The sequence below is a fragment of the Streptomyces graminilatus genome (assembly GCF_001418565.1).
In the GTDB taxonomy this organism is placed as follows: domain Bacteria; phylum Actinomycetota; class Actinomycetes; order Streptomycetales; family Streptomycetaceae; genus Streptomyces; species Streptomyces graminilatus.
This window is the reverse complement of sequence record NZ_LIQQ01000256.1, coordinates 1-19,730: the sequence shown is the minus strand read 5'-3', so window position 1 is coordinate 19,730 and position 19,730 is coordinate 1. Positions and strand designations below refer to the sequence as shown.

The following is a 19,730-nucleotide window of genomic DNA, read 5'->3' as shown; positions in this document are numbered from 1 at the left end:
GGAGTTCCGACGGCCGTGTCACAGTCGGCCGACGGCATTCTTGCCTTCCTCTCGTCTATTGAGCACCTGATCACCCCTCGGCATACTGCGTGTTCCGGGGGCGTATGGACATGTGTACGAGACCACCCCCGGCTGGGTGAACGGGGAATTCACCCGGTTCTTCTGCAAGGGGGAAACTTGCGCAGACAAGTGAAAAGGGCGTACGCCGCCACAGTCGCCACCGCTGCGGCCGTGGCCCTGACGGCGGGCATGACCAGCCCGGCGTCGGCCGAAGGCGAGCGGGCGGCAGCGGCCGCCAAGCCGGTGTCCCTGACCGCCAAGCACCGCGTCACACTGATCACCGGCGACCGGGTGGTCCTGGACGCCAAGGGCCGTGTCGTCGGCCTGGAGCACGCCCAGGGCCGGGAGCACGTGCCCGTCCAGATCCGCGAGCTCAACGGCCACACCCTCGCCATCCCGGCCGACGCGGCCCGCATGGTCGCCACCGGCAAGCTGGACCAGCGGCTCTTCGACGTCACCGAGCTGAACAAGTCCACCACCCGCGAGGCCCAGAAGAAGGGCCTGAAGGTCATCGTCGGCTACCGCGGCAGCGCAGCGGCCACCAAGGCCGACGTCCGCGACGCGGGCACTCTGAGCCACGCGCTGAAGTCCGTGAACGCGGACGCGGTGCAGACACCGCAGAAGGACACTCCCGAGCTCTGGGACGCGCTCACCAACGGCGAGAACACCGCCTCCGGTATCGCGCACGTCTGGCTCGACGGCGTCCGCAAGGCCAGCCTCGACAAGTCCGTCCCGCAGATCGGCGCGCCCAAGGCGTGGGCGGCCGGTTACGACGGCAAAGGCGTCAAGATCGCCATCCTGGACACCGGTGTCGACGCCACCCACGACGACCTCAAGGGTCAGGTGATCGGCGCCAAGAACTTCACCACCGCGCCCGACGCCACCGACAAGTTCGGCCATGGCACGCATGTCGCCTCCATCGCGGCGGGCACCGGCAAGAAGTCCGGTGGCAAGTACAAGGGCGTCGCGCCCGGCGCCAAGATCCTCAACGGCAAGGTCCTCGACGACAGGGGATACGGCAGCGACTCCGAGATCCTCGCCGGCATGGAGTGGGCCGCCGCCGAGGGCGCCGACGTCGTCAACCTGAGCCTGGGCGGCGGCGACACGCCCGCGATCGACCCGCTGGAAGCGGCGGTGAACAAGTTGTCCGAGGAGAAGGGCATCCTGTTCGCCATCGCGGCCGGTAACGAGGGCGACTTCGGCGAGCAGACCATCGGCTCCCCGGGCAGCGCCGCCGCGGCCCTGACCGTCGGCGCGGTCGACGACAAGGACAAGCTGGCCGACTTCTCCAGCCGTGGCCCCGGCATGGACGGCGCCCTCAAGCCCGACGTGACCGCGCCCGGCGTGGACATCACTGCGGCCTCCGCCCCGGGCAACCTGATAGCCCAGGATGTCGGCGAGAAGCCGGCCGGCTACATGACGATCTCCGGCACGTCGATGGCGACCCCGCACGTCGCGGGCGCGGCGGCGATCCTCAAGCAGCAGCACCCGGCCTGGAAGTACGCCGAACTGAAGGGCGCCCTGACCGGCTCCGCCAAGGGCGGCAAGTACACCCCCTTCCAACAGGGTTCGGGCCGCATCCAGGTCGACAAGGCCATCAAGCAGTCCGTGATCGCCGAGCCGGTCTCGGTGAGCTTCGGGGTCCAGCAGTGGCCGCACACGGACGACAAGCCGGTCACCAAGGAACTGACGTACCGCAACCTCGGCACGACGGACGTCACGCTGAAGCTGACGTCGACAGCCACCAACCCGAAGGGGCGGGCCGTCCCGGCCGGCTTCTTCAAGCTCGGCGCCACCTCGGTGACGGTCCCGGCCGGCGGCAAGGCCTCCGTGCCGTTCACCGTCGACACCAAGCTCGGCGGCACGGTCGACGGCGCGTACTCGGCGTATGTGACGGCGACGGGCAGCGGGCAGACCGTCCGCACGGCCGCGGCGGTCCAGCGCGAGGTCGAGTCGTACGACGTCACCCTGAAGTTCCTGGACCGCGACGGCAAGGCGGCGAAGAACTACAGCGCCGACCTGACCGGGATCGCGGGCCTGGGCGAGGGCAAGGGGGCCACGCCGTACGACGAGGACGGCACCGTCACCGCCCGTGTCCCCAAGGGCACCTACATCCTCAACACGAACGTCTTCGTGGGCAACGACCCTGAGAGGTTCGAGGGCGCGGACTGGCTCGCCCAGCCCAAGCTGAACGTCGGCAGGAACACGACGATCACGCTGGACGCCCGCAAGGCCAAGCCGGTGGACATCACCGTTCCGGCCACCGGCGTCCAGCCGGAGTTCGCCTCGGCCGACTACACGGTGGAAGCCGGTGACACCAGTTACGACTACGGCTGGTTGCTGGACTCGTACGACAACTTCCGCACCGCCCACGTCGGCCCGCAGGTCACCGACGGTTCGGTGACCCAGCAGTGGGACGGCCACTGGACCAAGGGCGGCAAGGAGGAGTACGACGTCGTCGCGGGCGGTCCGGTCAAGCAGCTCGCCACCGGTTTCACCAAGCACTACAAGGCGAGTGAGCTCGCAACGGTGAAGGCCGGCCTCGGCGCCTCGGTGAGCGGCAAGAAGGGCGCGATCAGCGCGTTGGGCTGGATGCCGTGGAGCTCCGGCGCCTCCTCGATCGGCAGGCCGCAGACCTTGCCCGGTACGCGCACGCTCCACCTGTCCGCCCAGGGCGGCGTGAAGTGGCAGTTGGAGTTCAGCCAGTACGGCGGTGTGGACGCGGACGGCTTCCCGATCGACGATGCCGTCTACACGCTGGGCGCGCACAGGTTCGCCGCCGGCAAGAGCTACTCGAAGACCGTCGGCACAGCCGTCTTCGGACCGCACCTGACCGGCGACTTCGGTGTCATCCGTGAGGGCAACCAGATCTACGGTTCCCTGCCGCTGTTCGCCGACGGCAAGGGCAACGTGGGCTGGTCCAAGTTCTCGTCGGTCAACACGACCCTGTACCGCAACGGCACCAAGGTCGGCAGCAACGACGACCCGCTGTTCGGCAACAAGCAGTTCAAGGTCCCGGCCGGTGAGGCCGAATACAAGCTGACGACGTCGGTCAAGCGCAGCGTCGACGTCGCCGCGGCCTCCACCCGCGTCGACGCCAGCTGGACGTTCAGCTCGAAGAAGACCAACGGCGTCACGAAGCTGCCCGTCTCCACGGCCCGCTTCCTCGCGACCACGGGCCTGGACAGCAAGGTCCCGGCCGGCAAGACAGTCAAGGTCCCGGTCACCGTCGAGGGCGCGGCCAAGGGCGGCAACCTGAAGTCGCTGTCGGTGTACGCGTCGTACGACTACGGCAAGACCTGGAAGAAGCTCACCGTCAAGGACGGCAAGGTGAGCGTCAAGAACCCGGTGAAGGGGAAGGCCATCTCCTTCCGCGCCAAGATCGCTGACAAGAAGGGCAACAAGTCGACGATCTCGATCTACAACGCGTACTACGGCAAGTAAGCGGTAGCGCACGCGCGCGCGGCCCGTCGGAAGCTTCGGCTTCCGGCGGGCCGCACGCGTCCGCGGGCACGTGGAGGACCAGGCCTGACGAGCGGGCGCGCCGATGCGGGGCCACCTCGCGGCACTGTCACGTTGGTTGGCAGGAGGGGATGATCTTCTGGTTGATCTTGCCGGAGGAGGCTGTCCGAGGGGAGCGCGCCGCCGTCGTACAAGGGTCACCGGTACCCGGTCGAGGTCATCTCCCATTGCGTGTGGCTGTATCACCGTTTTCCGCTCAGCTTCCGCGACGTCGAAGAGCTCATGCTGGAGCGCGGTGTGACCGTTTCCTACGAGACGGTCCGCCGCTGGTGTGTGAAGTTCGGGCAGCAGTACGCCAACGCGCTTCGCCGCCGACAGCCCCGGCCCGGCGACAAGTGGCACCTGGGATGGTGTCCCACCACGTGGTGTAGCAGCGATCTCTGCATAGCCCCTGGTCATGGGGCAGCCATCGCGCAACTCTCCGAGTGGCGAAGCTCGTTGAGAGAGGTGACGCGATGGCCTTGTCCCAGCACGACTTACTCCGCCTCATGGAGTCACTGCGTACGGCCGACGGAATCGAGTTGATCAGGGTCCTTGCCCAGCGGATCCTGCAGGAACTCATCGAGGCCGAGGCCACCTCCCACATCGGTGCCGAGCCCGGCGAGCACACCGAGCCCCGCACGACGATGCGCGACGGGCACCGGGAGAAGGTACTGACCACGCAGGCCGGGGACCTGGACCTGGGCGGGGACACCGGGATCTGCGGCGACCTCGACGCGGAGCTGGGCGTGTTCCGCACCCGGCCCCTGGACCACACCCGCTGCCCTTACATCTACCTCGACGCGACGTACTGCAAGGCCCGGGTGAACCACCGAATCGTCTCCCAGGCCGTGGTCATCGCCACCGGCATCACCGAGGGCGTGTCTCTCGCACTATGTGCAGGAACCGCATGCCGACCAGGCTGCGTGGAAACGGCAGTTGAAGCAGGCTCCGGCGCGGGTGCAGTGGGATCCGGAGCGGGACCTGCACCTCAACGCCCTTCCGCACCGGTCTCTTCAGCTGGGCTCGAGGGGGAGGCGACCGTGCGGTACGCCGACGAGTGGATCGTGGGGATCGAGGATCTGACCGGACTGGCCCGGGAGGTGCGCGGGCTCGTACGGGCCGGTGAACTCGGGCGTGCGGCAGCCTTGTTGCCGGAGGAGCGGCCGTATGCGGTAGCGGAGGACGTGGTGGCTCGTCTACGGCGGTAGGACACTCGTGGGTCGAGCTCGGTTCGGAACCTGTCGTGATGGGTGGCTTTCTCACATGGTCTGCTGTGCCGTCCGCCGCAAGGCGTCCGAGAGGGTGAGGAACAGCATGCTGTCCGGCACGCCGGAGATCGGCTCCCGCACCGGCTTGCGCTCACCGGTGATCACCACGCATATGGTCGATCCCATCAGCTCGACCTCGCTGATCCTCTTCCAGTCCAGGACAGTTCCCCCGTGCTCGAGTCCGGCCAGGCCCACTGTGAATGGCCCGAACGCCACGCGCGCACCGGTCTCCAGCAACTCGGCGATTTCGGCCAGTCGCGCCGTGGCGTCCTCTTCCGCGATCCGGTTCTGGGCAGCGACCCAACGGTTCGCGATCAGGGAGCCGATTTCCTCCGCGGCGGGAGTGTCGCCCGACACCATGAAGTTGCCGGCCGGCATCTGGACGTACACGGAATATGTGGTGGAAATCTTGACCCCGTTGCGTACGAGGTCCGTCGCGTGTCGCTGACAGCCGGTGATCTCGTCCCAGGATCCGGCGATCGGTTGCTGCGCACCGTACTGGTAGACGACGCCCTTGTCGAAAACGGCACACCAGGCAACTGGTCTGAACTGTGCGGCCAGTGGGACGGCGATCGCCCCGAGGAAGGAGCCCCCGCCGAGGATGATGAAGAGTATCGCGTTCGTCCACTCACTCTCAGCACTGATGTTGAAGACCATCATCACGCAGAACGCCGTGACCAGGAGGAGCATGAACGAGCCCCACCAGGCCACCGAACTGGTCTGTGTGCGAAAGGCGGATCGGGCAACACCGAGCTGCCGCTGTGCCGCCGCGCCCGGCACGGTCGCCGGGATCTCGTCCCACAGGTTTCGAGCCGCCATCGTCACTCCCACCGTGCGCTGCTATGCGCCAACAGGTCTGATTGCAAGGCAAGTTGACAATCCCGATGTCATCGAGATGCTACGGCGCCTGGCCGGAAACCGGTAGATAACCGTCGTTCTTCGGGGCCACCACGCCCATGGCCGAGCCGCTTGTTGAGGTCCCGGTGACGGGTGGCTTGTTCCCAACGCCCCAGGGTTGCTCCAGAAGTCGCTCCCTGTCCGGCGTCGGAGAGCGCATTGGCCTGCACACACCTTCCTGGACGACCAGCAGTCGGCTTCGGGCGCAGCAGTTGTCGCTTGCCTACTCTCCGGCGAGAAGTTTGTGAGCGAGGCTTGACGTGGATCAGCAAGCCGCGTTCGCAGACCCCAGGGGCACGCACATGACACTTTGCCTGGCCGACTTCCTTGGGTATCCGCCGGAGTGTGGATCGTGGCCATGAATCCTTGACAGAGTGCCGGCCGGTCCAGAAGTCCTGCCCTGGCCCTCGGAGCACGGGAAACGGCGCGCACCGTCAGCTCGTTTCCCACAGCCTCACCGTTGTGTCGACGCCGCAGCCGGCGATATCCCTCCGTCCGGGCTGGACGCCAGACCCGTACAGCCTTGCGGTGGCCGGTGAGATGGGCGGCCGGGGTCAGGTGTGTGGGGTCGGTGACATCCCACAGGGTCACGGCCGCGTTCTCGCATCCGGAGGCCAGCAACCAGCCGTCCGGACTGAACACCGCCGCGTACATCTGGCCCGTGTGCCCGAGACTGGCCAGGGCGAGGGGGCCTGTGCCCGTCCTCACGGGATGTGCCGGGTCGGTGACGTCCTGACCCGCCGGGGTCGGACCGCGGGGCGCCGACCCCGGAGGCCCAGGTGTGCGGAATACCCCTGCGCTGGCAGGACGGGCTGGCCCATCGCATCACCCTGCTCGGCAGTCGACGGAACACCTCCGCGTCGGCGGGACTGACACGTCCCTACGACCTGCGTCACGCCGGCATCTCGTTCTGACTGTCGTCCGGAGCGGACCCGGCGGAGTGCGCACGCCGCGCAGGGCAGGGCAGGGCAGGGCATTCAGGTTCGCGTCCGCTACTACGCCAAGTTCCTGGCCGAAACTCGGAACCATGCCAACCGGTTGATCCAGGAGTCTATGCAGCAGTGGGCTGCGCCGATGGGCGACACGGATAGCCCCTGAGCTGGACTGGCCCGGAAATGCCCCGGAACTGCTGGTCGGAGCTGGGATACGGGTGGGAGATACCGGGGGTAAGGGCGCGTTTCGGCTCGCCGTCCAGTTGTGATTCCCGAAGGGCGCCTGACTGGTATTTTCCCAGGTCAGGCGCCCTTCCTTATGTCCTTAGAAGAAGCCCAGCTTCTTCGGCGAGTACGACACCAGAAGATTCTTCGTCTGCTGGCGGTACAGCGCTTGCGAGCCCCTGAACTGCGGTGATGGTGCAGTAGGTGGCCAATGTGGCTCGGTTGGCCCGCGTATGGTCCGGATCTTGACTGTCTGTGGCTTCGTGTGTGCGGTGGCTGCGGGCGGCCGGAAGGGCGACGCCTTACGGGAGTCGTGTGGGTACCACATGGCACATGTCGTAGAAACCGTCCACGGGCGTCCAGTTGATCCAGGGTGAGCGCGTAAGTCCAGGTCAGATCCTTGTGGTGTGAGTGCGTCCGTGGGGTTGGTGATCCGCCTGTGATAGCTCGTGACACGTGCGGACCCCCGTCGGCTTGCTCCGGCGGGGGTCTTGAGTACACGGGGACCGCGTCCGCACGCTGTGGCAGGAGAGCCACGGCATGCGCGCATGGCCTCGTCCTGCCGGTTCCAGGAAGGCATCGGTACCCCGAGACGGGGGTGCTCTTTCGGAGGGGAGCGGCTCGCATCTTCGGGTCCTGCGATTGCAGGGCACAATGGTTCGCGCGTCGTTGCTGGCGTGGGGTGTGGGGAGGGGCGTCGTGAAGTTCAGGAAGAGAACGCTGGAACTGCTGGGCGATCTCATTTGCGGGAACCTCGGTGCGGAGGTCCCTCAGGGTGATGCCGAGCCTGCGTACTTCCCGTACCGGTCGAGCATGTACATCACCGAGTTCTTCGGGGAACTCGATATGGACTGGAAGCATGACGGTTCGACGCGGCACCGTTGGGTCGCGGGTGTGCTTGAGCAGTTGCTGGCAGAGCCGCACGAGGGACCTGCGCACCCGCCGGAGTCCTTCTCAAGGGTGATCGACCACCTGATGAATCCGGCGGACGCTCTCAACGAGGGGCTCGACCGGCCCAGTGCCTTGCGGCTGCTGAACAATGCACTTGCTCGTGAGGGGTTCGAAGCCTTCTACGGGGAGGACAAGCACTGCTACCTGCGGCACATCGGAACGAACACCGTCTCTGTGCTGGCCAAGAACCCACATCGGCCCCTGAGCGCCGCCGAGATGCAGAGACGTGCGGCTCTTGCTGCGTTCTTGGACACGTGCAGTGAGGACGCGCTCATCGAGCAGGTGCTGCTGCCTCTTTTCCGGCAGGTGGGGTTTCAACGGATTACAGCTGCCGGGCACCGGGACAAAGCGTTGGAGTACGGCAAGGACATCTGGATGCGGTACACCCTGCCGACTCAGCACTTCCTGTACTTCGGTATCCAGGTGAAGCGCGGGAAGCTGGACGCTATGGGAAAGTCCAGGGCGGGCAATTCCAACGTTGCTGAGATCCATAACCAGGCTCTGATGATGCTGGCGCACGAGATCTTCGACCCTGAGACCAACCGGCGCGTTCTCGTCGACCATGCATTCATCGTGGCTGGCGGCGAGATCACCAAGGCTGCACGCAACTGGCTGGGCAACGCTTTGGACGCGGCGAAGACAAGTCAGATCATGTTCATGGATCGCGACGACATCCTGAACCAGTTCGTTGTGACCAACCTGCCGCTTCCCGAAGGTGTACTGCCCGGTGCGATGTCATTCGGTGGTACCACTGAAGCGCCATTCTGGCGTGCCCACAACGAGGAGTCATCTGCTTGAGTGGATGGCGGACCGCGTGATGACCATGCGGCCGACGGAGAGCTGTTCGCATCCGCGGTCGCCCGGGCGCGGTCGCGAACTCCCCGGACGCGACCGCGTTGTCGTTGCCCCAGAGCCCTCCTGGTGCGCCGCATGGCGCGAAATTGCGTTCGGAGGAACTGCTGTCCGGGGTCAGGTGGAGGAGAGCCGGCCGCCACTACCAGTGCGGTGACTCCGGTGCCAACGCTGTGGAAAGAGCCGTCGCGGCGCTGGCCAACCGCGTCTTCCGCATCTATGCGGTGGGCTACGTAGGCGATGGCATCAGAATCCTGCGACACCGCGTGGCCACCGGAACGACCCCGTCTGACCGAGGGCGATGGGCGTTTCACCGTCTGGCGCTGCTGGGATTCGCCAGTCCTGCACCGCCACCACACCGTCGACGGGCGGGACCGGGATCTACTGGAGTCGGCGCGAAGGGCTGGCTGACAGTCCATCCCGCTCGGCGCCGGCTTGTGCCGGCAGCGGCAGCGACCAGTTGTAGAGCTTTGGGTCGAAGGCGTGCAGGCGCTTGACGAGCCTGGCGGTCGACCAGGGCCAGCAGAAGGTATTGATGCCCGGGAGGCCGAAGTAGTAGCCGGTGTCGCCGGCTGCGTTGTAGACGGTGTTACGCAGCGCTTTGTGTAGGGCCTGCTGGTGGGCTGCTTCGGCCTCGGGCTTGACATCCAGTGCGGACGCCCCGCTGGTGCGCAGGTGGTTGAGGGCGGTGCTGATGTAGCGGAGTTGGGCTTCGAGGACGGTAGGGACGGCGGTGGTGCCGGTGAGCAGGTTCGGGCCGAGGAGCAGGAACAGGTTGGGGTACCCGCTGATGCTGGTGCCCAGGTAGGCACGGCGGTTGTCGGCCCAGGTCTGGGCCAGTGTGGCGTCAGTGCCGTGCAGGTGGGGGGCGAGAGGGATGTCGCCGATGTGGTATCCGGTCGCGAGGACGATGATGTCGGCGCGGGTGCGGGTGCCGTCGGCGCCGATGACGTCGGAGCCCTCCACGGTGGTCACGCGGGTGGGATGGAGCCGCACGTTGGGGCGGGTGAGGGCGGCGTAGTAGGTATCGGAGGTGATCAGGCGGCGGCCGCCGAGGCGGTAGTCGGGAGTAAGGGCCCGGCGCAGGGCGCGGTCCCGTACCGAGGTACGTAGATGGATGCGGGCCAGGGCCTCCAGGGGCTGCAGCATGTGGGGGTGGCGCAGGGGTACGCCGATGGCTTCCTGGGTCCAGTGGTGCAGGCTGCGCAGTGCGCGGCGCACTGCAGGGTGGTGTTCGAAGAACCGGTGGAGCCCCGGAGGGAGGGGGTAGTCGGGTTTCGGCAGTACCCACTGCGGTGTGCTCTGGAAGACGTCGATACGAGCCGCCTTCGGCTGGATCTCGGGCAGGAACTGGACGGTGGACGCTCCGGTGCCCACCACTGCCACGCGCTGTCCGGTCAGGTCGACTTCGTGGTTCCAGCGGGCGGAGTGGAAGACGGTGCCCGGGAAGGTGTCGAGGCCGGGGATGTCGGGATGGCGGGGCCGATGCCAGGGGCCGGTGGCGACGATCACGGCGCGGGCAGTGTGGGTGCCTGACGTGGTCTGCAGGTTCCAGCGGTGCGTCTCCGGCTGCCAGCGGATGCTCAGCACCTCGGTGTCGTAGCGGATCGCCTTGTGCGCGTCGTGCGTTACCGCGGTGGTGTCGAGGTAGTCGAGAATCTCGGACCCGTCGGCGAAGCTACGGCTCCACGAGTGGGGCGCGAAGGAGTATTCGTACAGCACGGACGGTACGTCGCAGCCGCATCCGGGGTAGGAGTTGTCGCGCCAAGTCCCGCCGAGGCGACCGGACTTCTCCAACACGACGACGTCATTGAATCCGGCCCGGCGCAGCGCGATCACTGCGGCCAGGCCGGAGAGGCCGGCCCCGATGACGACGACTTCCGCTTCATGACGATGGTTGTCCGTACTGTCGTCGGCCACCGGCGCTCCCTGCCTGCCTCGTGAGCGCCCCGCCACTGATGCCGAACCGCCCCCAAATCGCTTACTCAGAGCGACCGATCGTAGGGTTGCTCGAGAGGACCTGTGCCGATATGGCTGGCAGGTACCCCATAAGGGTGATCTTGCTGTCTGGACTGAATGCAGTGCGTGTTCCTGTGTTTGGCTGCCGCCCGTGACGATGAGGGAGGAACTGCCCAGGTTTCGCAGTGCCCACGCCGCTGTCGACAAGCCGGGGCTACATCTGCCTTACCCCAGTGGCTGGTTCTGCCTGGCGCGTTCACGCGAACTGGCCCCCGGCAGTGTCCTGACCCGCCGTTTCGTGGACGAGGACGTCGTCCTCTACCGCACCCGCGACGGTCGACCCCGCGCAGTGCATCCTTACTGCCCCCACCTGGGCGCTCATCTGTGGGCGGGCGGCACCGCGGAAGGCCAGAACCTGGTGTGTCCTTTCCAACGCTTCACCTTCTAGCCCGAGGGCACCTGCGTCGGCACGCCCGACGGTCGCCCCCGCGAGCCCGCCTGCAGCACCACACCATCAGCGAGCGCAACGGCTTCCTCTTCGCCTGGTACGAACCGGACGGCGCTCCACCCACCTGGGAAATTCAGCGAGGCCGGCGAGCTGGCCGCCCTGGTGTCCGAGTGGGTTGACCACGGCCTCCAGTTGGGGTAGCTCTGAATGGAGCCTCGCACACTACGAATTCGACGCAGGGGCCAGGTGCTAGGTCGTGTCCGCAATGTCAGGGGAGCCAGAGTCGTGGGCAGGCGATGGTGACCAGGGCTTGGTAGTGGCGGGCGCGTTTGTCGTAGCGGGTGGCGAGGGCTTTGTTGTGCTTGAGCTTGTTGAAGCAGCGTTCGACGACGTTGCGGCGGCGGTAGGCCGCGCGGTCGAGGCGGCGGAGGCTTTCGCCTCGGCGGACGCGGCCGTTGATCTGGTCGATGCGTTCGGGGATCACGGCCCGGATGCCTCGTCTGCGCAGGTAGCTGCGGATCTTCAGGGACGAGTAGCCCTTGTCCGCGGCCACCTGGGCGGGGCGGGTTTGGGGCCGGCCGGGTCCGCATCGCTGGATGCGGATGCGGGCCAGGACCGGCTCGAACTGGGTGCAGTCGTTGACGTTCCCGGCGGTGATCGTGAAGGCCAGCGGGCGGCCCTGCCCATCGCAGGCAAGGTGGATCTTCGTGGTCAGCCCGCCAAGGGACCGGCCGATCGCCTCGCCCGGCCAGAGCCCCCTTTCGGGCCCCGGCCGCATGCTGGTGGGCCCGCAAGGTAGTGGAGTCGACGCACACGATCGACCAGTCCACGGCTCCGATCGCGTCGGAGTGCTGCTGGACGTGGGCCAGTAGGCGGTCCCAGGTGCCGTCGGCCGACCAGCGGCGGAAGCGTTCGTAGACCGTCTTCCGCGGCCCGTAGCGTTCCGGCAGATCTCGCCAGGCCGCCCCGGTGGACAGCTTCCACAGGATGCCGTTGAGGATCTGACGACGGTCCCGCACCGGCCGTCCCATGCGAGGCGGAGCCAGCAGTGGCTCGATCACTTGCCCATGCCTGATCAGTCAGCTCATGGCGACGCACCACGAACAGACCAACGCGCCAACCACTTTGCGGACACGACCTAGTAGGGCTTGGTCAGGTGTACCCGCCGGTGGCGTGTCCGTCTGATCGGTTGTGTCGTTGACCTGTTGTGATGGGTGGGGAGTTGGCTGCGGTCCGGTGTGATCTGGAGGACTTCGCGGCGGAGATGTTCGAGTCGTTCGCGCGGGTGGATCAGCGCCGGTGGGGAGCTGTGTATCTGCGGGGCCTGTTGCTGGATGGGCGGCGCAAGTCGGTGGAGCCGATGGCCGCGCGGCTGGGTGAGGACGGCAACCGGCAGGCCCTGGCGAACTTCATCACCTCCAGCCCGTGGGAGGCGGCGCATGTGCGCGCCCGCCTCGCCTGGAGGATGCAGCAGGTGATCAAGCCGACCGCGCTGATCATCGATGACACGGGCTTCCTGAAGGACGGCGACGCCTCGGCGTGCGTGGCCCGGCAGTACACCGGCACCGCGGGCAAGGTCACTAACTGCCAGGCCGGGGTGTCGCTGCACCTGGCCTGCGACAGCGCGTCGGCGGCCGTCGACTGGCGCCTGTTCCTGCCCGAGAGCTGGGACCCCGCCTCGCCGAAGGCCGACCCGGCGAAGACGGCCCGCCGCGCGAAGTGCGGCATTCCCGCCGGGGTCGGCCACGTCGAGAAGTGGCAGTTGGCCCTGGACATGATCGACGAGACCCGGTCGTGGGGTGTCGACGTCCCCGTCGCTGTCGCCGACGGCGGTTACGGCGATACGGCAGCCTTCCGGCTGGGCCTGGAAGAACGCGGGCTCGACTACGTGGTGGACATCTCCACCACGACCACCGCCCACCCACACCAGGCACGGCCTCACACCCCGCCCTACAGCGGCCGCGGCCCAAGGCCCCGACCCGCCTACCCCGAGGCGGCCCAGACGGTGAAGAAGCTGGTCATCGCGGCCGGAAGACAAGCCGCACGGCCCGTGCAATGGCGGGAAGGCTCCCGCCCCGGCAGCGGCCGCAGCGGTGTGAAGCGCATGTACTCACGGTTCGTGGCCCTGCGGATCAGGCCCGCCGGCCGCGAGATCCGCAAGGCCGCCGACGGCCCGGAACTGCCCGAACAGTGGCTGCTGGCCGAATGGCCGGCCACCGCACCCGAACCCGTCCAGTTCTGGCTGTCCAACCTGCCCGCCGACACCCCGATGGCCACCCTGGTGCGCACCGCGAAACTGCGCTGGCGCATCGAGCACGACTACCGCGAGATGAAGCAGGCCCTGGGCCTGGCCCACTTCGAAGGCCGCACCTGGAGGGGCTGGCACCACCACGTCACCCTCGTCTCCGCCGCACACGCCTTCTGCACCCTCCAGCGCAGCACCCGGTCCCCAAAAGGGACGGCGCCGGCCTGAGCCTTTACCGAGTCGCCCGCGAGCTGCAGTTACTCCTCGCGGTCTGGACCGGCGCCTGCCCACCTGTCACCGCAACACGCCAGAACCCATACCGACCTGACCAAGCCCTACTATTACTGCAGTACTAATGGGGAACCTATGAAGGACTTCCTTTCCAACCACGGCGTTCGGATCTATTCCATCCTCGCGGCATGGTGCCGGCGCTCGTCCTGGTCTGGCCAACCGTCCTGCGGGAGGCACTTGTTGCCACGTCCGCCGCGCTGCTCGGTGTCGTAGCGGCCACGCATGAGGACACCAAGACTCTGAAGGCCCAGGGCCCCGGCAAGGTTGCGAGATGCCCCAGTTTGTCAGCGGCGAGGCGCGAAGCCGCGCAGTGTCGTTGAGCTGGAGCAGTCTGCTGTCGCGACTTCACGAGCGCCGTCGCAAAACGAACAGCTTGCGACTATGTCGAGCTCTGGCCTCCTACGGTAGCTCCCTGCCAGCTCATCGGGGTCGTCTCCGTGATCCCCAAGCGCTTCGCGACCTGCGCAACCGGCTTCCGGGTCTCAGTCACGCACGCGTATGCGCGGGAGCTTGATGGATAAACGGGGCTCCACTCCCTAGTTCGCGCCCCCTTCGCGCTCTCGATACATCGCCCCAGATGATTTCTGGGCGAAACCGGTCTTGAATCCGGAAACGATTCCATCGAAAATGGCCCCGGACGTGGGCGTCCCTGCGGGAACACCATGCGCTCGACCTCTCGTCCCCCGCGCGGCGCCGTCGGCTGACTTTAAGGCTGGTCGGCGCGTCGGCATTGCGTCTACACAACAGAACTCGGGGGCTCACTAGTGACGCAGAAACCTGCTCTTCTCGGCTCATCGATCCCACGAGCCTGGCTGATCGCCCTCATCCTCATCCTCATCGCGGCTCTCACCACGCTCTGCATCCAAGCACCCCCCGCAGTTGCCGCTCCACCAGCCCCGGCCATGACCCGCTGCACAGAGCACCAAGTTCCAAACCGAGACACCCCGGAAGTAGTCGTCTACGGAAACGGCGGGGGCAGCGAACCCGCGGGCGATAATCCGGCCAATATCCTGGATCCCGGCGACGCTTTCGTCATCATTCCGGTCTTCAGCGACCGGGTGAGCGTCTCAGGCGTAGGAGAGAACTACGGGCCCAACGGCACCGGATCCGTAGCCGACAATGGATGGCCCTACCCCGGGATGTTCCAGCACTCCGCTGTCCTGCGATTCAACAACAATCCAGGAGGTTGGGTGCGCAATCCCGCGCAAGCCACCGCGTTTCAGCAGTGCACGCGATGGAATGAGTCCCAGCCTGTTCGACTGCTCTTCGGAGTCAATGACCCCAAGCGTGATGACAACGGTGGCATGTGGCGATTCCGGGTTCAGATCTATAAGGCTGCGCTGCCGGCGACGAACGCCATGGACCGGTGCAGCCGCGCGGTACCTGTCAATAAGGGCATCGGTGAAAGCGACGAGGTCGTCAATGTGTGGGGGAAGGAGTCTGGAAGCTTTCCCGCAGGGCCGAATCCGGGCAACATCCTCTCGCAAGGAAACGTGATCCGGATCATCCCGGACTTTCAGAGTCAAATCCAATACGACTTTACTGGCTATGCCCCTCCGAACGGAAATCTCCTTGTGGCACCGGGAGGGTGGCCGTATCCGGGCTTGTTCCAAATCTCCGGAATCTTGAGATTCAACAACAACCCAGGGGGATGGGTCGGCCCAATCGCTCAGGCCACGGCCTTCGGCGGCTGCATGGCCTGGACCGACAGTCGCCCCGTTCGACTGCTGTTCGGGGTAAACGATCCAAATATCGGCGACAACTCAAATTCCTGGAACGACCCCACAGGTCGATTCGCCTGGAAGTTCCGAGTCCTCATCTATAAGAGCTAGTCTCGCTCCAGGGCTCCGACATAGTCGCAATTTGTTCGTTTTGCGACGGCGCTCGTGAAGTCGCGACAGCAGACTGCTCCAGCTCAACGACACTGCGCGGCTTCGCGCCTCGCCGCTGACAAACTGGGGCATCTCGCAACCTTGCCGGGGCCCTGTCTGAAGGCCCTGTGTGAGGACTCTCCGTTTGGGCTGAGGCTTCTGGAGTGGGGACAGAGTAACTGCCCCAAGCCTTTGGATGGAGGGATTCACTTAGGGTGAGAGAGGAAACGAAAAATCCCCCTGCCATCAGGCAGGGGGATTTTTCTCGTTGGCCAACTGTGTCAGCTATCCCGCTGTCGGGGGTTCGGTGGCGCTTCGCCCGTTGCGCTTCGCGGACCGTCACCTGATCGATGGCCAGTTCGAAGAAGCTCAATGATTCGCCCACCGCGAGCTGAGAGGGCGCACCCGCCGAAGATCTTGGGAGGGGCGTGTGGAACCGCCCTCCCTCCTGAGAGGGCTATGTCAGATACCTGACTTCCACAGCTGGTAGCCGCCGCCGTTGCAGCCGATCGCGTAGACGTTTCCACTGTAATTGCTGTCCAAGCACGCCCCGCTGGAAGTTGACTGGAGCTGGACCTGGTCCCAGCTCGACCCAATGCCGGCGAAATTCATCGCATAGCCCTCGTCGCAGCTTCGGGTTTGAATAACATCCGCGCCGAGGTGGGCCAGGCACTGATGGGTCCCCGCATTCCGGATTTTAACCACATCATAGGCGCCGTGGTACTGGTAGACGAGTTGCCACCTCTGATTCGTATTATTCTGGTTGCACGGGACTGTGCTGACGTTGGGTGGGTCTTGGCTGTACAGGCAGCGCCCGGTTTCCCAGTTGCGTAGAACGTTGTCTTTGATGATGTCGCCGGGATTGGAAGCGTACGCGGAACCGGAGTTCAGGAACGCGAGCCCCATGGACGCTGCCAGAGCGAGCGTCATAGTCCATGCACGGCGGGCGAAACGCCCCACGGTGCATTGCTGCACGGCTACCTCCGCCCGCTCCGCGGCGGGTCTCTTCGTGTATGCCATGTCAACTTCCTCCGCTTGGTTGAGCTTTGCAAGGGCCACGATCGGCCCGCACTGCGACCGAACAGCGGCTGACCGCGGCGTGATTGCCTTCTCCGTGTCATTGGCTGCGGCGGAACACGATGGTGGCACGCGTGAGCAGACGTGTCCGCGTCCTTGGCCGTTCAACGGCTAAGTACAGGGAAACCTGTCGCGAACCTCGCCAGGTGGTCGCGCGGGTGCACCCGTGCCGCCAGTGCGCGAAGTGGTGGGCCGCTCGCCTACTGCTGTGCTGTGTTACGCGTTGGCCGCCGCGTACGCATCCTTGACGGAGGCGGGAACCCCGCCATGGTCGTTGCAACCAGCGAGGGCGCGCGTGTCCCGTTGTGACCTTCAGAGGTACATGGCCAGGGGCTGGACGCAACCGCAGGTCACCAGACCGTGCTCAGTCTCAGCTGGCCACTTTGCTCGGCGGTAGATGGCCACGCGGGCCGTGGAATCCGAGGCGTCGTCGTTCGGCTCGGGGGTTCAAACGCACACGGTCAGAGTGCGCAGATGGCTAGCCGGATGATTCGCTCAACAGCGATCGGGCCTTGCGTTCGACCAATACAGGCACGAATTCGCGGACCGGCCGGCTCGCGAAGGACGCGTAAGCCTCGGTGACTGCGGCCTCGACGTCGGCCGGGCTGTGTGTCGCGCTGAAAGCGTCCGTCAGACGGTCTACGACCCCACGGATCGCTTCGGCCTCGCGTTCCTTGTCAGCCATCGCCCCACCTGTCCGGAGGCTGCGGCCAAGACGGCTCGGCGCAAGCGGGCTGCGTTCAACGAAGTCCTCAATGTCGCTGTGGAGAGAGGTTACTTCACGGAGAACCCCCTCAACGGGCTCAGGTGGAACGCTCCAGCGGTCAACGAGGAGGTAGACCCGGCTGCCGTTCCTAATCCAGCCCAGGTCGCCCGGCTGCTCGCGGCGGTTGCCCGGCAGCGCGGGCGCGGCCCTCACCTGGAGGCGTTCTTCGGCTGCATGTACTACGCGGCGATGCGGCCTGCGGAGGTCATTCATCTCCGGTTCGAACAGTGCCATCTGCCCGACTCCGGATGGGGGATGCTCAACCTGTCGGGTGGCGTCGTAACCTCGGGCAAGGAGTGGACGGACAGTGGCTCGGTGCATGAGGTGCACTCCCTCAAGCGCCGCGCGGCAACCGCGACCCGGCCTGTGCCCATTCCGCCGCAGTTCGTACGCATGCTCCATGCGCACATCGAACGCTTCGGCGTGGCGCCGGACGGCCGACTGTTCCGGAACCGGGCCGGCAACTACGTGGACGCAGCTGCATATGGCACAACGTGGGCGCGGGGACGGAAGTACGTGCTGACCCGTACAGAACTCGCCTCCAAGCTGGCCAAGCGGCCCTACGATCTCCGGCACGCCGGGATCTCGTTCTGGCTGTACTCCGGTGTGGACTCCGCGGAGTGCGCTCGTCGCGCGGGCCAGAGCATTGAGGTCCTCTTCCGCCACTACGCCAAGTTCCTGGACGGCGTCCGAGAGCGGGCCAACCAGCTCATCGAGCAGTCCATGCAGGAGTGGGACCGCGTCAGCCAGGGCGCGGAGTCTGACGGGTGAGTCGGGGTTTGGTCCGTGACTGGTCCGGAAGTACTGGTCAGGAACGGGACGGCGGTGGGAGGAAGTGGGAGTTATGACGTAAGTCGGTCCTTGCTCTGGGCTGGCCGAGGGGAAGGCGCCTGGCGGGCAAAAGCCCAGGTCAGGCGCCTTATTTCGTGCCTCTAGAAGAAGCCCAGCTTCTTCGGCGAGTACGACACCAGTAGATTCTTCGTCTGCTGATAGTGATCCAGCATCATCTTGTGCGTCTCACGGCCGATCCCGGACTGCTTGTAACCGCCGAACGCCGCGTGCGCCGGATAGGCGTGGTAGCAGTTCGTCCACACCCGGCCCGCCTGGATCGCGCGGCCCGCCCGGTACGCGGTGTTCATGTCCCGGGTCCATACGCCCGCCCCGAGGCCGTACAGCGTGTCGTTGGCGGTCCTGATCGCGTCGTCGAAGTCGGTGAACGACGTCACGGACACCACCGGCCCGAAGATCTCCTCCTGGAAGATACGCATCCGGTTGTCGCCCTCGAAGATGGTCGGCTGGACGTAGTACCCGCCCTTCAACTCACCGTCGTACTCGATGCGTTCGCCACCCGTGAGGATCCTGGCCCCCTCCTGCCGGCCGATGTCCATGTACGAGAGGATCTTCTCCAGCTGGTCGTTGGAGGCCTGCGCGCCGATCATCGTGTCCGTGTCGAGCGGGTGCCCCGGCTTGATGAGTTCGGTGCGGGCGACCGCGGCCTGGAGGAAATCGGCGTAGTTGCCGCGCTGGACCAGCGCACGGGACGGGCAGGTGCACACCTCGCCCTGGTTGAGCGCGAACATGGTGAAGCCTTCGAGCGCCTTGTCGCGGAAGTCGTCGTCCGACGCCCACACGTCGTCGAAGAAGATGTTCGGCGACTTGCCGCCCAGTTCCAGCGTGACCGGTTTGATGTTCTCCGCGGCGTACTGCATGATCAGCCGCCCTGTCGTGGTCTCACCCGTGAACGCCACCTTCGCCACCCGCGCACTGGACGCGAGCGGCTTGCCCGCCTCCGCCCCGAAGCCGTTGACGATGTTCACGACGCCCGCCGGCAGCAGGTCCGAGATCAGGCTCATCCAGTAGTGGAGGGACGCCGGTGTCTGCTCGGCGGGCTTGATCACGACCGCGTTGCCCGCCGCGAGCGCTGGCGCCAGCTTCCAGACCGCCATCAGGATGGGGAAGTTCCAGGGGATGATCTGCGCGACCACCCCGAGCGGCTCATGGAAGTGGTACGCCACGGTGTCGTCGTCGAGCTCGCCGAGCGACCCCTCCTGCGCGCGGATCGCGCCCGCGAAGTAGCGGAAGTGGTCGATGGCGAGCGGGATGTCCGCGGCGAGTGTCTCGCGTACCGGCTTGCCGTTCTCCCAGCTCTCGGCGACCGCGAGTGCCTCGAGATTCGCCTCCATCCGGTCGGCGATCTTCAGCAGGATGTCGGACCGCTGGGTCACCGAGGTACGGCCCCACGCCGGTGCCGCCGCGTGCGCCGCGTCGAGAGCGAGCTCGACATCCTCGGCGGTGCCCCGCGCGATCTCCGTGAAGGGCTGACCGTTCACCGGACTGGCGTTCTCGAAGTACTGCCCCCGGGCCGGCGGCACGTACTCGCCGCC

The 19,730-nt window shown here is 66.2% G+C and carries 12 protein-coding genes and 4 pseudogenes; 10 read left to right on the top strand and 6 right to left on the bottom strand.

The features are described 5' to 3' along the window. Positions 1-189 precede the first annotated feature (189 nt). The 4 genes and pseudogenes from AOK08_RS21735 to AOK08_RS43460 form a co-directional block, all read left to right on the top strand. Positions 190-3,504, top strand: a complete 3,315-nt coding sequence (locus tag AOK08_RS21735; RefSeq protein WP_198539339.1) for a S8 family serine peptidase — start codon at positions 190-192, stop codon at positions 3,502-3,504. Positions 3,505-3,684: 180 nt separating this feature from the next. Further along, a pseudogene (locus AOK08_RS47480) lies at positions 3,685-3,927 on the top strand (IS6 family transposase); the annotation flags it as partial. A 110-nt stretch (positions 3,928-4,037) separates the two neighbouring features. After that, positions 4,038-4,439: pseudogene (locus AOK08_RS43465) on the top strand (transposase); the annotation flags it as partial. A gap of 1 nt (position 4,440) precedes the next feature. Next, positions 4,441-4,772 (top strand): annotated as a pseudogene (locus AOK08_RS43460) (DUF4291 family protein); the annotation flags it as partial. 51 nt (positions 4,773-4,823) lie between these two features. Here the strand turns inward: AOK08_RS43460 and AOK08_RS21725 are convergent. Further along, complete coding sequence (locus tag AOK08_RS21725) at positions 4,824-5,651, bottom strand: DUF6585 family protein (RefSeq protein ID WP_055528717.1); 828 nt, start codon at positions 5,649-5,651, stop codon at positions 4,824-4,826. Between the two features lie 857 nt (positions 5,652-6,508). Here AOK08_RS21725 and AOK08_RS48480 point away from each other — a divergent pair. Continuing rightward, a complete protein-coding gene (locus AOK08_RS48480; protein ID WP_277816037.1) occupies positions 6,509-6,643 on the top strand; it encodes a hypothetical protein in 135 nt (44 codons plus the stop codon). A 942-nt stretch (positions 6,644-7,585) separates the two neighbouring features. Then, positions 7,586-8,635: a PDDEXK family nuclease gene (locus tag AOK08_RS21720; protein WP_055528749.1), complete on the top strand. Its 1,050-nt coding sequence runs from the start codon at positions 7,586-7,588 to the stop codon at positions 8,633-8,635. Between the two features lie 435 nt (positions 8,636-9,070). Here AOK08_RS21720 and AOK08_RS21715 read toward each other — a convergent pair whose 3' ends face one another. Beyond that, the gene (locus AOK08_RS21715) at positions 9,071-10,609 is read right to left on the bottom strand and encodes a flavin-containing monooxygenase (protein WP_063794109.1); all 1,539 of its coding nucleotides are present in this window, start codon (positions 10,607-10,609) and stop codon (positions 9,071-9,073) included. Positions 10,610-10,805: 196 nt separating this feature from the next. On the opposite strand from AOK08_RS21715, the gene AOK08_RS43450 reads away from it, so the two are divergent. Beyond that, the gene (locus AOK08_RS43450; protein WP_107101012.1) at positions 10,806-11,096 is read left to right on the top strand and encodes a Rieske 2Fe-2S domain-containing protein; all 291 of its coding nucleotides are present in this window, start codon (positions 10,806-10,808) and stop codon (positions 11,094-11,096) included. A 268-nt stretch (positions 11,097-11,364) separates the two neighbouring features. Here the strand turns inward: AOK08_RS43450 and AOK08_RS43445 are convergent. Further along, positions 11,365-12,194 (bottom strand): annotated as a pseudogene (locus AOK08_RS43445) (IS5 family transposase). A 109-nt stretch (positions 12,195-12,303) separates the two neighbouring features. Here AOK08_RS43445 and AOK08_RS21705 point away from each other — a divergent pair. After that, positions 12,304-13,569: an IS701 family transposase gene (locus AOK08_RS21705; RefSeq protein ID WP_055528716.1), complete on the top strand. Its 1,266-nt coding sequence runs from the start codon at positions 12,304-12,306 to the stop codon at positions 13,567-13,569. 827 nt (positions 13,570-14,396) lie between these two features. After that, positions 14,397-15,464, top strand: coding sequence for a hypothetical protein (locus tag AOK08_RS45865; protein WP_157876746.1), 1,068 nt, complete (start codon positions 14,397-14,399; stop codon positions 15,462-15,464). A gap of 501 nt (positions 15,465-15,965) precedes the next feature. Here AOK08_RS45865 and AOK08_RS21700 read toward each other — a convergent pair. Both AOK08_RS21700 and AOK08_RS21695 read right to left on the bottom strand, forming a co-directional pair. Next, positions 15,966-16,523, bottom strand: a complete 558-nt coding sequence (locus tag AOK08_RS21700) for an RICIN domain-containing protein (protein ID WP_055528710.1) — start codon at positions 16,521-16,523, stop codon at positions 15,966-15,968. Between the two features lie 535 nt (positions 16,524-17,058). Continuing rightward, positions 17,059-17,265, bottom strand: a complete 207-nt coding sequence (locus AOK08_RS21695; protein WP_055528706.1) for a three-helix bundle dimerization domain-containing protein — start codon at positions 17,263-17,265, stop codon at positions 17,059-17,061. 78 nt (positions 17,266-17,343) lie between these two features. Between AOK08_RS21695 and AOK08_RS21690 the strand changes: the two genes are divergently transcribed. Beyond that, entirely contained in the window at positions 17,344-18,117 is a 774-nt protein-coding gene (locus tag AOK08_RS21690; RefSeq protein WP_241827044.1) for a tyrosine-type recombinase/integrase, read from the top strand. Positions 18,118-18,278: 161 nt separating this feature from the next. On the opposite strand, the gene exaC is transcribed toward AOK08_RS21690, so the two are convergent. Beyond that, the coding region (exaC, locus tag AOK08_RS21685) for an acetaldehyde dehydrogenase ExaC (protein ID WP_055528696.1) at positions 18,279-19,730 on the bottom strand (1,452 nt) is incomplete at its 5' end.